This is a genomic window from Psychrobacillus sp. FSL H8-0483 (genome assembly GCF_038637725.1).
In the GTDB taxonomy this organism is placed as follows: domain Bacteria; phylum Bacillota; class Bacilli; order Bacillales_A; family Planococcaceae; genus Psychrobacillus.
The window spans coordinates 4,122,401-4,136,829 of sequence record NZ_CP152052.1; the positions used below are offsets into that span (position 1 = coordinate 4,122,401).

The 14,429-nt window shown below is 34.4% G+C and carries 16 protein-coding genes; 2 read left to right on the forward strand and 14 right to left on the reverse strand.

The features are described 5' to 3' along the window. Nucleotides 1-78: 78 nt before the first annotated feature. Nucleotides 79-627, forward strand: coding sequence for a DUF3267 domain-containing protein (locus MHB48_RS20280; RefSeq protein ID WP_342599593.1), 549 nt, complete (start codon nt 79-81; stop codon nt 625-627). 298 nt (nt 628-925) lie between these two features. On the opposite strand, the gene ychF is transcribed toward MHB48_RS20280, so the two are convergent. From ychF to MHB48_RS20295, 3 genes are all read right to left on the reverse strand, one after another. Further along, nucleotides 926-2,026, reverse strand: coding sequence for a redox-regulated ATPase YchF (gene ychF / locus MHB48_RS20285; RefSeq protein ID WP_342599594.1), 1,101 nt, complete (start codon nt 2,024-2,026; stop codon nt 926-928). Between the two features lie 80 nt (nt 2,027-2,106). Beyond that, nucleotides 2,107-2,313 carry a DUF951 domain-containing protein gene (locus MHB48_RS20290; RefSeq protein WP_342599595.1) on the reverse strand — a complete coding sequence of 69 codons (207 nt, stop codon included), beginning with the start codon at nt 2,311-2,313 and terminating at the stop codon, nt 2,107-2,109. A gap of 16 nt (nt 2,314-2,329) precedes the next feature. Next, entirely contained in the window at nt 2,330-3,178 is an 849-nt protein-coding gene (locus MHB48_RS20295) for a mechanosensitive ion channel family protein (RefSeq protein WP_342599596.1), read from the reverse strand. Between the two features lie 76 nt (nt 3,179-3,254). On the opposite strand from MHB48_RS20295, the gene yyaC reads away from it, so the two are divergent. Next, complete coding sequence (gene yyaC / locus MHB48_RS20300) at nt 3,255-3,854, forward strand: spore protease YyaC (RefSeq protein ID WP_342599597.1); 600 nt, start codon at nt 3,255-3,257, stop codon at nt 3,852-3,854. Here the strand turns inward: yyaC and MHB48_RS20305 are convergent. The 11 genes from MHB48_RS20305 to rpmH all read right to left on the reverse strand — a co-directional run bounded on the left by MHB48_RS20305 (nt 3,810) and on the right by rpmH (nt 13,852). Beyond that, complete coding sequence (locus MHB48_RS20305; protein WP_342599598.1) at nt 3,810-4,514, reverse strand: DUF554 domain-containing protein; 705 nt, start codon at nt 4,512-4,514, stop codon at nt 3,810-3,812. The two genes, yyaC and MHB48_RS20305, sit on opposite strands and share 45 nt — an antisense overlap. A gap of 64 nt (nt 4,515-4,578) precedes the next feature. Further along, on the reverse strand, nt 4,579-5,421 hold the full coding sequence (locus MHB48_RS20310; RefSeq protein ID WP_342599599.1) for a ParB/RepB/Spo0J family partition protein: 843 nt from the start codon (nt 5,419-5,421) through the stop codon (nt 4,579-4,581). Then, entirely contained in the window at nt 5,414-6,175 is a 762-nt protein-coding gene (locus MHB48_RS20315; RefSeq protein ID WP_342599600.1) for an AAA family ATPase, read from the reverse strand. The genes MHB48_RS20310 and MHB48_RS20315 overlap by 8 nt, the downstream gene beginning before the upstream one ends. A gap of 313 nt (nt 6,176-6,488) precedes the next feature. Further along, entirely contained in the window at nt 6,489-7,361 is an 873-nt protein-coding gene (noc, locus tag MHB48_RS20320) for a nucleoid occlusion protein (RefSeq protein ID WP_342599601.1), read from the reverse strand. A gap of 90 nt (nt 7,362-7,451) precedes the next feature. Next, a complete protein-coding gene (gene rsmG / locus MHB48_RS20325) occupies nt 7,452-8,168 on the reverse strand; it encodes a 16S rRNA (guanine(527)-N(7))-methyltransferase RsmG (RefSeq protein ID WP_342599602.1) in 717 nt (238 codons plus the stop codon). A gap of 23 nt (nt 8,169-8,191) precedes the next feature. Then, nucleotides 8,192-10,081 (reverse strand): tRNA uridine-5-carboxymethylaminomethyl(34) synthesis enzyme MnmG, encoded by a 1,890-nt coding sequence (gene mnmG, locus MHB48_RS20330; protein ID WP_342599603.1) that lies wholly within the window; start codon nt 10,079-10,081, stop codon nt 8,192-8,194. 22 nt (nt 10,082-10,103) lie between these two features. Next, nucleotides 10,104-11,489 carry a tRNA uridine-5-carboxymethylaminomethyl(34) synthesis GTPase MnmE gene (gene mnmE / locus MHB48_RS20335; RefSeq protein WP_342599604.1) on the reverse strand — a complete coding sequence of 462 codons (1,386 nt, stop codon included), beginning with the start codon at nt 11,487-11,489 and terminating at the stop codon, nt 10,104-10,106. 210 nt (nt 11,490-11,699) lie between these two features. Then, nucleotides 11,700-12,470, reverse strand: coding sequence for an RNA-binding cell elongation regulator Jag/EloR (jag, locus tag MHB48_RS20340; protein ID WP_342599605.1), 771 nt, complete (start codon nt 12,468-12,470; stop codon nt 11,700-11,702). Beyond that, complete coding sequence (yidC, locus tag MHB48_RS20345; protein WP_342599606.1) at nt 12,467-13,237, reverse strand: membrane protein insertase YidC; 771 nt, start codon at nt 13,235-13,237, stop codon at nt 12,467-12,469. Before yidC ends, jag begins: the two co-directional genes overlap by 4 nt. 68 nt (nt 13,238-13,305) lie before the next feature. After that, entirely contained in the window at nt 13,306-13,650 is a 345-nt protein-coding gene (gene rnpA / locus MHB48_RS20350; protein ID WP_342599607.1) for a ribonuclease P protein component, read from the reverse strand. Between the two features lie 67 nt (nt 13,651-13,717). Beyond that, nucleotides 13,718-13,852 (reverse strand): 50S ribosomal protein L34, encoded by a 135-nt coding sequence (rpmH, locus tag MHB48_RS20355; protein WP_093275488.1) that lies wholly within the window; start codon nt 13,850-13,852, stop codon nt 13,718-13,720. Nucleotides 13,853-14,429 lie beyond the last annotated feature (577 nt).

A 14,429-nucleotide genomic window follows, 5' to 3' on the forward strand; every position in this document is an offset into this window, starting at 1 on the left:
TATAATAATCTATGTATCAAGAACAGAGTGTTATATTAAGTTAATTCATGTATATTTATTATATTGGAGGGATTATTCATGGAAAACTATGAACAGGAAGATATCTTATCTGTCATTGAAATTGATTTAAAAAAAGTGGCTTGGTCAAGCTTAATTATGACTTTTTCATTTTCCATTATTGGAATGATCATTTATATATCCTTGTACGGTAGCTTTCAAATAACTTTTTCATTCGTGGATTTACTATTATTATTCTTCGGGTATGTACTACTTATTATTTTGCATGAATGTTTTCATCTAGTTGGGTTTTGGTTCTTTGGAAAAGTTCCCTGGAGTAGCATGAACTACGGAGTAAATCTTAAAATGGGGATTGCATATGCAACTACTTCTATCCCTTTGCCTAATAGAGCTATGAAAAAAGCATTACTACTACCTTTTTGGACAACTGGTGTACTCCCAGTAATTATTGGGTACTCCATCCAATCACCTATGCTTGTACTTTTAGGAGCTTGGCTGATTGCTGGTGCAGCAGGAGATTTTGCAATGTATAAAGATTTAAGAAAATACCCGCCCAACATATTAATCAAGGATGATCCCGTTAAACCAAAATTATACGTTATGAAATAATATGAAAAAACATCAGGTTCGCAAAATTGCAAATCTGATGTTTTTATATATTGGCACTGTTAAAGATCATATATTATCTGACGAAGAACCGCTTGCTTTTCGCGGACAAACTGCCAAGCCTCCTTGGGGCAACAGTATGTTGGACACGAATCCGTTGCTACATATGAATGTCGCAAACTTAGGATTTGTTCCTATAAACTCGTTGCGGTGACTTGGCGACTAGTTTTTTCGAAGGTGTCGCACGGATTTCGTCACAAAATATATGTTTCTAAAAAACAACAGCCTAATTTAACAGAACTTATACGTTAAAACGGAACAACATAACGTCGCCATCTTGTACAATGTATTCTTTTCCTTCTAATCGAACTTTACCTGCTTCTTTTGCAGCTGTCATAGATCCAGTAGCTACTAAATCATCATATGCAACTGTTTCTGCTCGGATAAATCCTTTTTCAAAATCAGAGTGAATTACTCCTGCACATTGAGGTGCTTTCATCCCTTTACGGAATGTCCAAGCTCTTACTTCTTGTACACCAGCTGTAAAGTAAGTAGCAAGTCCAAGTAATGAATAAGATGCTTTAATAAGTTGATCTAATCCAGACTCTTCTATTCCTAATTCTTCTAAGAACATCTGTTTTTCTTCATCTTCAAGTGCAGCCATTTCTTCTTCGATTTTCGCACAAACAACAATTACTTGTGCCCCTTCTTCTGCAGCAAATGCACGTACTTTTTGTACATATTCATTTTCTTCCGAAGCCATAATATCATCTTCCGACACATTCGCAACGTAGAGCATTGGTTTTACTGTTAATAAATGAAGGCCTTTTACTACACGTAACTCTTCTTCTGTAAAGTCGACAGAACGACCGGATTTACCCTCTTCAAAAGCTTCTTTTAAACGAGTAAGAATAGGTTCTTCTACCATTGCATCTTTATCTTTTTGTTTAGCCATTTTTACTACACGTGCTAAACGTTTATCTACGCTTTCTAAATCGGCTAAGATTAACTCTAGATTAATTACTTCAATATCTGAAATTGGATCTACCTTACCAGATACATGGGTAATATTTTCATCATTAAAGCATCGTACTACTTGGCAGATTGCATCTACTTCTCGAATATGAGCTAAGAACTTGTTTCCAAGACCTTCTCCTTTACTTGCACCTTCTACAATTCCTGCAATATCTGTAAATTCAAATGCAGTTGGAACTGTTTTCTTTGGTACAACTAACTCAGTTAATTTATCTAAACGAGCGTCAGGAACTTCAACAATTCCTACGTTTGGATCGATTGTAGCGAACGGATAGTTTGCAGCAAGTGCACCTGCTTTTGTTATTGCATTAAACAATGTGGATTTCCCTACATTTGGTAATCCTACAATCCCTGCCGTTAAAGCCATATATGTCACAACCCTTCAATTTTTTAAAGCATTTTCTTTCTATATAACCTGTTCATTATATTGATTTTACGTATAAAAGTCTATCCTTGCTCAGGATTTGCTTGAACTAATAGCTTTTTCATCTTCTTTTCAAATTCATTTCTAGGAATCATTACACTATGCTGACACCCCTCGCATTTTATACGAATGTCGGCTCCCATACGAATAATTTTCCATGCATTCGTGCCACATGGATGTTGTTTTTTCATTTCAACGATATCATTTAGTTGAAATTGCTTGCTTCCCACTTCATTCACCTACTTATTATTTACTTTGGTATACAACCATCTTCGGATAAGGAATTTCAATGTCATTTTCCTCTAAGAACTCTTTCAAATCTCTACGAATATTCCTCGCTACCCCATGTTGTTGCATTGGCTTTGTTTCCGCCACTACTCGCAAAACTATTTCAGATGCAGCTAAGGTTTGCACTCCAAGTAAAACGGGATCCTTTACAAGTTCTTCATATTTAATTGATAAATCTTTCAAATATCCTTCTATTAGTTTTTCAACTACGGGGATATCCGATTCATAAGAGACACTAACATCGATTAAAGCGAGCGAATTATGAATGGAGTAATTAATAACCTCCGCAATATTCCCATTTGGAATGATATGAAGTTCTCCTGTGTAACTCTTCACTTTTGTCGTGCGAAGTCCTATTTCCTCCACTGCTCCTATAGCCTGCCCAATTTGTACTTGATCCCCTACAGCAAACTGATCTTCAAAGACAATGAAGAAACCGGTAATTACATCTTTTACTAAACTTTGCGCTCCAAAACCAACTGCCAATCCTAAAATCCCAGCACCGGCTAATAGACCAGCTACATTTATACCAAGCGTTGATAAGATAGTTATAATAGCTGTGAAGTACACAACATATGTCAAAATATTTTGTATCAATTTCAAAAGTGTATTTTGTCTTCTCTCTGAATATGCTAACGGGCTTCTTTGTCTCATTAAAAAGACTTTTTCGATTACCCGCCCACCAACTTTTACAAGAATCCCTGTAAGTAATAAAATAACGACTATTTTTAGAGAAGTCTTTCCTAATGCTATCCAAGTCGCTTCGTTAAAAAAGAATTTTTGTATTCCTTCTAATATTTTGTTCATAGATTCCTTATCACCCTCACTGAATAAATAATTTCACAGATGCATATACTATGCTAAAAAGAAAGCGAGCTTATGTATGAATACTCAAGCTACTACAGTTCAACCTACATCTACTATCTATTATAAAGAAACAGGTGTTATTTGGCGATTAAGTAACTTTTTTTTAGAGCAAATTCCTTTTGATCATCCCAATCTTGTTTTTTGTTGTATTGGAACAGATCGCTCTACTGGAGACGCACTTGGACCAATGACAGGTTCTTTTTTAACTCAACTCGTTTCTTTTCCATTCGAAATTGTCGGTACTTTAGACACACCGTTGCACGCTTTAAATTTGGAGGAAACAACAAAAGCACTTCTTAATTCTCCAGAAAGGCCTTATATTATTGCCATTGATGCATGTTTAGGAAATGCTAACAATATTGGACAAATTATTGTACACCCTGGCCCACTTTATCCAGGTAAAGCAGTTAAAAAGGAGTTACCTCCAATTGGGGAAGTATCTATTAAAGCAATTGTTAATATTGGTGGTTTTATGGAGTATAATGTGTTGCAAAGTACACGTCTCCATTTAACATTCGAAATGGGGAAAGTAATTTCGCGTTCACTTCTCTTAGCTTGGCATCGCTACAATTTAAAAGTTATAAATAATCGCAACAGCGACACCTACAACAACTAAACTTGGTAAAAGATTAGCAACTCTAATTTTCGTTAAGCCCAATAAGTTTAAACCAATTGCTATAATCATAATTCCACCAGTAGCTGTCATTTCTTGCAGAAATAATTCAAGTGCAGCTTCTGGTATTAACTTTGTAATTTGTGTTGCAAATAGGGCTATCAAACCTTGATAAATAAATACTGGAATTGCTGACAATAAAACTCCTATCCCTAAAGTTGCTGCAAGTATAATAGATGTGAATCCATCTATTATTCCTTTACTAATTAACAACTCATGATCATTTTGAAGGCCGCCATTTAGTGCTCCTATTACTCCCATTGCTCCAATAACAAATATTAGTGTTCCTGTAACAAACCCTTGTGCAATGCTACCACCTTGCTTTTTAGTGTCAAACTTACTTTCTACGAATTGACCTAGCCTATTTAGCCATTTATCTAGATCAATCCATTCTCCAATTACTCCTCCAAATACGAGACAAACAATAACTAGTACAAATTTTTTACTTTCTATTCCCATTTGAATTCCTAATACTATTACTGCAATACCAATTGCGTACATAACAGTTTGTTTCATGTTCTCTGGGATCCCTTTTAAAAGTCTCCCAATAATCGATCCGACAACTATTAATATTGCATTCACAAGTGTACCTAACAATACCATCTCTAATCCTCATTCCAATTGTAAAAATACAACCTATTCCTAGGAACCCTAGAAATAGGTTGGTTTAATCTTCTAATAATTTTAAAATTCTCTCCAAATCATCATTAGAGTAAAATTCAATTTCAATTTTACCTTTATTTTTTTCTTTATTTTTAGTAATAGAGACGGCTGTGCCAAATAAATCTCTTAATTCAGATTCTTTTTCAATTGTAAAAATATCTTTTTCTTCTTTTTTTGTTTCACGTGGAACATTTTCGTTTAATCGTTGGACTAAAGCTTCTAGTTGACGGACATTTAAATTTTCTTTAATTGTTTTTTGCATAATTAAAGGAATTGTTTTTTTCTTTTTTAATCCAAGTAACGCCTTTCCATGTCCCATGGATAAAACTCCATTAGAAACTGCTTTTTTAACAACTTCTGGCAAAGTTAGTAACCGAAGATGATTAGCAATATGTGGACGACTCTTTCCTAATCTAAATGCAAGCTGCTCTTGTGTTAAATTTAAATGTTCCATTAAATTTTGATATGCTTCTGCTTCTTCAATTGGTGTTAAATCTTCCCGTTGTAAATTTTCTAAAATAGCTAATTCCATCATTTGCTGATCATTAAATTCACGAATGACAGCAGGAATTAGATCCAAACTAACCTTTTGAGAGGCTCTAAACCTTCTCTCACCAACTACTATTTCATATTTCGAACCCTTTTTTCGAACAATAATAGGCTGTAATACCCCGTGTTCTTTAATAGATTCAGAAAGGTCTTTCATCGCCTCTTCATCAAAAATCTTTCTCGGTTGAAAAGGGTTTGGTTTAATATCGGTTAAACTAATATGTTCCACTTTCTCTTCTTGTACCGAATCTTCCCCTGGAAAAAGTGCATTAATACCTTTTCCTAATCCTTTAGCCATGTCGAATCACTTCCCTTGCTAGTTCTAAGTATACTTCGGCTCCTCTAGACTTCGGATCGTAAATAATAATTGGTTCACCATGACTTGGTGCTTCACTTAGACGAACATTTCTCGGAATAATTGTTTTATACACTTTATCTTGGAAATATTTTTTTACTTCATCGATTACTTGAATGCCTAAATTAGTTCGAGCATCAAACATTGTTAATAAAACTCCATCAATTTCGAGGTTCTTATTTAAGTGTTTTTGAACAAGTCTAACAGTACTTAATAGTTGGCTTAAACCTTCTAAAGCATAGAATTCACATTGCACTGGAATAATGATCGCATCTGAAGCTGTTAGTGAATTAATCGTTAATAAGCCAAGTGATGGGGGACAATCAATAATAATATAGTCGTACTGACTTTGAACTTCTTGTAATGCTTTTTTTAAACGAACTTCACGTGAAATTGTAGAAACTAGCTCTATTTCTGCGCCTGCTAACGAAATGGTAGCTGGAACAATATATAAGTTTTCTACTTTTGTCTCTTGAATAGTTTCTATTACACTTACATCATCTATTAATACATCATAAATACATTGGTTTACATCACCTTTATTTACCCCTACACCACTAGAAGCATTTCCTTGTGGATCTATATCAACAAGCAATACTTTCTTCCCTAAGTATGCAAGGCAGGCACTTAAGTTAACGGATGTAGTTGTCTTGCCTACACCACCTTTTTGGTTGGCTATTGCAATAATTCTTCCCACTCTTGCACCTCTTTCATCAAAATTTATTAACTCTATTCCATTCTATCAAACTTTACAGAAAAATGAATGTTATTATTGTTACAAAAAAAAGGTGCTGTCCCTAAAGTCACACATTTACTGAGAGATGGTCCCTTTTCAAATGTATTGATTTCCGTTCCAGACGGACGCTTTCCGCGGGAGTCGCCGTCTTTCACTGCAATCAATTGCCTACAAAAAATAGTATACAAAAAAACAGGTGTAGAAAAAGACTCTTTTTTCTACACCTGCTTCAATTTATGGGCTTATTGGACAGCCCCTTCATTAAAATATAATATTATGATTTCTTTTTAGGTATTCTTACGGTAATTTGATAGAATTCTTCCGTATCTTCTTCTTCAGTCTTAATATTTATTCCACTTTTCGTAACCATAGATAAAGATTGCTTTATAGTATTTAATGCAATTCTTACATCCTTACTAACTGCTTTTCTTTTTGGTTTTACTAATTTCTTTTCATCTTTAGTTGGAGGGTTTAATATCTCCTCCACTTTATCTTCTAACTGTTTTACATTCCAGTGATACTCTATGGACATATTCATCAACTTTATTTGTGCTTCTTTTTCCTTAATTTGCATTAGTGCACGTGCATGTCTTTCTGACAGTTGTTTTTTCAAAATTGAATCCTGGACTTCATCAGGTAATTTTAACAACCGTAGTTTATTTGCAACAGTCGATTGCCCTTTACCAAGTCGTTGAGCTAACGCTTCTTGCGTTAGTTCGTGTAGTTTTAATAACTTTTGATAAGCAACTGCCTCTTCGATAGCTGTTAACTCTTCACGTTGTAAATTTTCAATTAATGCAATAGAAGCTGTTTCTTTATCACTCAAATTACGAATTATTGCTGGTACTTCCGGCCATTTTAGTTTAGTCATCGCACGGAAACGACGTTCTCCAGCAATTATCTCGTATTTTTCATCGTCCATTTTACGAATGACGATAGGTTGAATTACACCATGCGTATGAATAGTGCGTGCGAGTTCTTCTATTTTTGCATCATCAAAAACAGTTCTCGGTTGATATCTATTAGGCACTATTTTTTCTATCGCCACATTAACTACTTCTTCTAAATGATTTTGTGTAGTCTCCACAATTTCATCTTGTCCTTGCTTTTCAGAACTTCCGAAAAAACGTGAAAAAGGACTTTTCATCTAACAAGCACCACCTTTTAGAAACTCTTTATACTTCATATTCACGATAAAGAAGACAATACTATAATGTTTCACGTGGAACGTTCCTCATTAAATAATAGGTGTTTTATTTGGAATACCTGGTTTTCGAGGGTATCTTTTCGGTGTGCTTTTTGTTTTAGAAAAGACATATAACGTTCTTTCACTGTTTTCAATAGGTAAAAGAAAAGAATATTCTGCACTTTTTTCAGAACCTAAAATATTTAGTGCTTTTTTAGCATCTTTTAACTCATCTGAAGCGCTAGCAGCTTTCATTGCTATGAATCTTCCTCCTACTTTTACTAGAGGAACACATAGTTCAGATAAAACAGAAAGTCTTGCTACAGCCCTTGCAGTTACAATATCATATTGTTCTCTATAATCTTTATTTTGTCCAAAATCTTCTGCACGAGAATGAACAAAATGTACATTAGTTAATTGTAATTCTTTGCTCAAATGGGTTAAAAATTGAATCCTCTTATTCAATGAATCAACTATCGTAACTTTTAAATTTGGAAAACATATTTTCAATGGAATACTTGGAAAACCAGCTCCTGCTCCAACATCACATACGGAGAAAGAGCCAGTAAAATCCTCATAAAAAGAAGCACTAATTGAATCAAAAAAATGTTTTAAATAGACAGAAGCTTCATCAGTAATTGCAGTCAAATTCATTTTTTCGTTCCATTCAACTAATAGTTCAAAGTATTTTTTAAATTGTTGCAACTGTGTACTAGTTAGGTCCATTCCTTTTTCATGAAGGGCTTGTTTAAATTGTTCTTCGTTCATGTAGTTCTCCTCATCATTTTAGACTATCCAGTAATTTTAGCTATTTTTCCTTGTTCAATATAAATAAGTAGAATAGAGATATCCGCTGGATTTACTCCTGAAATACGTGATGCTTGTGCAATCGACAACGGACGTACTTCCATTAATTTCTGTTTCGCTTCCGTTGCAATTCCAGAGATCGCATTATAATCAATTTGATCAGGAATTTTTTTGTCTTCCATTTTTTTAAGTTTTTCTACTTGCTGAAGAGATTTTTCAATATACCCTTCATATTTTACTTGAATTTCAATTTGTTCCTTCTCTTCAAGCGTTAACTCTACATCAGAAGGAGCTAGTTGAACAACTAAATCGTAGTTCATTTCTGTACGTTTAAGCAGGTCTGCAGCACGAATTCCATCTTTTAATTCGCTACCTTCCACACTTCGAATTAGCGCTTGTGTTGCTTCATTTGGTTTTATCATGAAAGAACGAAGACGTTTTAATTCATCTTCAATTCGTTGTTTTTTCTCTAAAAATCTTTCATAACGTTCTTGTGGAACAAGCCCTATTTCATACCCTACTTCGAGAAGGCGTAAATCAGCATTATCGTGACGTAATAACAAACGATATTCTGCACGGGAAGTCAATAAACGGTATGGTTCATTTGTTCCTTTTGTTACTAGATCATCAATTAATACTCCAATGTACGCATCTGATCTACTTAATACTTTTTCTTCTTTTTTGAGTACTCGTAACGCTGCGTTAATACCTGCCATTAATCCTTGACCAGCAGCCTCTTCATATCCAGAAGTTCCGTTAATTTGTCCTGCTGTATAAAGATTTTTAACTTTTTTCGTTTCAAGAGTCGGCCAAAGTTGCGTTGGAACCATTGCATCATACTCGATTGCATAACCAGCTCGCATCATCTCTGCTTTTTCAAGACCTGGAACAGAAGCAATCAGGCGACGTTGTACATGCTCTGGAAGACTAGTTGAAAGTCCTTGAACGTATACTTCTCTTGTGTTTCTTCCTTCTGGTTCTAGGAAGATTTGATGGCGAGGTTTATCACTAAAACGCACTATTTTATCTTCGATGGAAGGACAGTATCTTGGTCCAGTTCCTTTAATCATACCTGAATACATAGGAGATAGGTGTAAATTTTCGTTAATAATTTGATGAGTTGTTTCCGTTGTATATGTTAACCAACATGGTAATTGATCCATGATAAATTCAGTTGTTTCAAAACTGAATGCTCTTGGAACATCATCTCCAGGTTGGATTTCTGTTTTACTATAATCCACTGTTTTACTATTAACACGTGGAGGAGTACCTGTTTTAAACCGCACTAGGTCAAATCCTAAGTTACGAATACTATCTGCTAATTTAATCGATGGTTGTTGATTATTTGGACCACTTGAATACTTCAGGTCTCCAATAATAATTTCCCCACGTAAGAATGTACCTGTTGTAATGACTACAGCATCAGCTCTATATATAGCCCCTACTTGTGTAACGAGTCCTACAATTTTTTCGTCTTCAACAAGTAATTCTTCTACTACAGCTTGATGGATTGTTAAGTTTTCTTGCTCTTCTAACAAACGCTTCATTTCATGTTGATATAATACTTTATCCGCTTGCGCGCGAAGTGCTCGAACAGCAGGACCTTTCCCTGTGTTCAGCATTCTCATTTGAATATGTGTTTTATCAATTACTTTCCCCATGGCACCGCCTAATGCGTCAATTTCACGCACAACAATTCCTTTAGCTGGCCCTCCGATGGATGGATTACATGGCATAAATGCAATCATATCAAGATTAATTGTCAAAACAAGCGTTTTTGCGCCCATTTTAGCTGATGCTAGTGCCGCTTCCACTCCTGCATGTCCTGCTCCAACAACAATCACATCGAACTTGCCTGCTTCAAAGTTTGGCATGTTCGTAACTTCCTCTCATTTTTTATTTTCCTAAACAAAATTGTGAAAATAACTGATCAATTAAGCTTTCTTCTATTGTATCTCCAATAATTTCACCTAATATTTCCCAGGTTCTAGTCACATCTATTTGAATCATGTCGACTGGCACTCCGATATATGCTGCTTCTATTGCATCCGTTATTGTTGCTTTCGCTAAATGCAATAACGATATATGGCGTGCATTTGAAACATAGGTTAAATCGGATGCTTCAATGGAACCTTCAAAGAATAAAGATGCAATTGCTTCTTCTAATTCGTCGACTCCTTCTTCTAGTAGTAATGAAGTCGTGACTAATCTTTTATCTCCGGATAATTGTTTTACTTCGTCATAATCCAATTTATTTGGTAAATCAGTTTTATTTATAATAACAATGTAATCCATACCTTCGATTGCTTCAAACAGTCTTCGGTCTTCTTCTGTCAGCTGCTCTGCGTTATTTAATACAAGTAGAATCAGATCTGCTTCTTTTAATACCTGTCGTGACTTCTCGACTCCAATCCGTTCTACAATGTCCTCAGTTTCGCGAATTCCAGCTGTATCCACTAATTTTAAAGGAACTCCACGTACATTTACATATTCTTCTATAATATCCCTTGTAGTTCCTGCTATATCTGTAACAATTGCTTTATTTTCTTGAATTAAACTATTTAATAGAGATGATTTTCCTACATTAGGTCTTCCAATTATTGCAGTGGAAAGGCCTTCCCTTAGTATTTTCCCTTGAGATGAAGTAAGTAATAATTTTTCAATTTCTTCCCTCACCCAAGAACCTTTCTCTATCATTAGTGGGATGGTCATTTCTTCTACATCATCGTACTCTGGATAATCAATATTCACTTCAACTTGCGCTAATGTCTCAAGTAGTGCTTGCCTCAAAGTTTTAATAAGTCTAGATAATCGGCCATCCATTTGCCCTAAAGCAACATTCATCGCCTTATCTGTTTTTGCTCTTATTAAATCCATAACTGCTTCAGCTTGTGATAAATCAATTCTTCCATTTAGAAATGCACGTTTTGTAAACTCCCCAGGTTCTGCAAGTCGCGCACCATTTATTAATACTAGTTGTAGAACACGATTAACTGATACAAGTCCACCATGACAATTTATCTCTACTACATCTTCTCTAGTAAAAGTTTTTGGTCCTTTCATTAAGGATAACATTACTTCTTCTACTACCTCATTAGTTCTGGGATCCACTAAATGTCCATAGTGTATCGTATGAGAAGCTTGGGTAAATAAATCTTTTCCATTTGGTGACCGAAAAACTTTGTTTGCTATTGCTACTGCACTAGTTCCACTAAGTCTTACTATTGCAATTGCTCCTTCTCCAAGAGGAGTAGAAATAGCAGCTATTGTATCAAATTCCACAAGTGTCCACCTCCTTACAATTTTTTAGTTATCCACATGTGTATAACTAAAACGAACATGACTATCTAACATATAACAATAACATAAATTATATAAAATCAGAAGTATAGAAGCTTTTATTTATCTGAACAAAAAGTAGTAGCTACTTAACGATCGTTCTTAAAAGTAAGAAACGGATTTCAGCTAATAAATAGCTAAAATCCGTTTACTTTATTTTATTGATTCAATAACTAAATAACGATTTGGATCTGTACCTACCGAGTACGTCTCAATATCCACTCGAACAGACAATGCATTATGAATTATCTTTCTTTCAAAAGAAGACATTGGTTCAAACTCTACTTTATTACCAGTACGGACAGCCTTGTCCGCCATTCTTTCAGCAAGTTGTTCTAATGATTCTTGTCTACGCTCACGGTAATTTCCAACATCCAACTTAATAATAATAAATGAATGAGAAAACTTATTCGCGACTAGCTGAGATAAATTTTCTAACGCATTCAATGTTTGTCCACGCTTTCCAATTAGTAGAGCTGCTTTCTCGCTATTTAAGTGAAGGTGAACAAACTTCCCTTCTTTTTTCTCAGTTATTACTAAATCATCAATTTTCATCTCTTTAGCTATTTCATTAATATATTGAATGGTTTCTTTTACAGCTACATCATTTGTGTCCTTTAGATGATCTGCTTTCTCTACTGAAAGTAGTGGTGTTGATTCTACTTCGACTACTTTTTCTAAATCGTTCATCTCATCTACTTCTACTCTTTGAACTTCTTGTTGCTCGGAAGCTACATCGACTATTTCTTCTTTCTCTAAAACAGTTACTTCAACAACTGCAGGTTTTACTCCAAATCCCAGAAAACCTTTTTTACCTTTTTCCACTACTGTAATTGACACATCTTCTCTCGAAACTCCAAGCTTATCAAGTGCAATATTTATAGCTTCTTCTTTTGTAGGTGCAGTTTGCGTAATCTGATTCATTTTTTTGCCCCTCCCGATTTAACAGGTTCTGTTTTTCGCTTGTTCCAAGGTTTATAAATGAATAAATTTTGAATAATAGAGATAATATTTCCGATAACCCAATACAATGTTAGAGCTGAAGGTAAAGCAATACCAAATCCCATAATCATAAACGGCATAATATACATCATTATTTTCATTTGCGGATTATCCATTGCTGGACCTGTACGCAGAACGATGAATTGCATTACTCCTGCAAGAATTGCTAAGAAAATACTTGGTTCCGCTAATGTAAGGCCTAAGAAATCACCCAAGTTAATTTCTGGTGTGTTATTCATTCGACTAATTGCATGGTAGAAGCCGATTAATATTGGCATTTGAATAAAAACAGGTAAACATCCAGCAGCTGGATTAATTCCTCTTTCTTTAAATAGTGCCATCATTTCTTGCTGATATTTTTGCTGCGTTGCGCCGTCTTTAGAACTGTATTTTTCTTTAAGTTTTTTTAGTTCTGGCTGAACTTCCTGCATATTTTTAGAACTTTTTGTTTGCTTAATCATTAATGGTAGAATTGCTAATCGAATAATAATTGTTACCATTATAATCCCTAATCCATACGTACCTAATAAATTTTTAAAATAAGTAATAGCTGAAACTAATGGCCAAACAATATATTCATTCCAAAAGCCTTTTGAATTAGAGTAGATTGGCTCATTAAATTCACTACATCCAGCAAGTAAAGCGGTTGTAACTATTAGTAATAGTACTAATGATAATCTCTTTTTCAACCTTCTTTCCCCCTATTATAACTAATATATATAGTTTTAATCTTACCACTTCAAATAAAGACTTCACACTAGCTTTTCTTTTTCATTACTTTTGCAATCTTAAATACATGCTCAAGACTTTTCTTTGTTTCATGAAAGTCTAACTTGGCCGCCGGATTTCTGGCGATAATAATATAATCCTTATTTGTATATACATAATCATTTAATTCTAAAAAAGTTTGACGTATATACCTTTTAATACGATTACGAACTACTGCGTTACCAACTTTCTTGCTAACAGATAGCCCTACTCGGAAAAAGTCTTCTTCATTATCTAAGCAATAAATAACAAATTGTCTATTAGCAAATGATTTCCCTCTTTTAAAGATCGTTTGAAACTCTGCGTTCTTTTTTATCCGTTGTTTCTTGTTCATCCATTCACCTGCTCCAACTAATCGTTGTATTAAAAGAAAAAAAAGACCACTGAAATGGTCAGTGGACTTATGCTGATAATACTTTTCTTCCTTTTGCACGACGTGCTGCTAATACGCGGCGACCGTTTTTTGTACTCATACGTGCGCGGAAACCGTGATTTTTTGCACGTTTACGGCTATTTGGTTGGAATGTACGTTTCATCTATATGACACCTCCTGAGTTGATCATCTTAAAATGTTCCTTAGACAGTCTCCGATATTATATATAAATTAGTACGCTTTTGTCAATTTTTTTTTAAAACCCTCCCTTTGGAACAGCACACTACTTTATCCACAAAAAATATCTTCATTACTTTTTTACCTGTGTATAAAAAAATAACGCACAAAAATTATCCACATAGCTTATGAACATGTTTTAAACATACTCATGCACTGTGGACAACTCGGGTTGTTAATAATTTGATTATTGTGGATAACCTTAAAATCGCTTGTAATTACAACGATTTTTTGATACGATGTTTGTGTTTTACTTTTTCAAACGAAATTCACTATTTTTCTTTATCCACAACTGTTAGTAATGTGTGGATAAGTTTTTCCACTTACGTTTATAATATTTATCCACAGCTAGTGGATTTGTGTATATGTCCTTATAATTTATACATATTAATTATTTTAAAGGCTTCGACCAATATTAAAACATCGTCTGGTGTATTTGGAGGAGAAACAGAAATAGATAAGAAGTTTTTTCTTATCAATCTGTAAAAAAGGAGATTAGATTA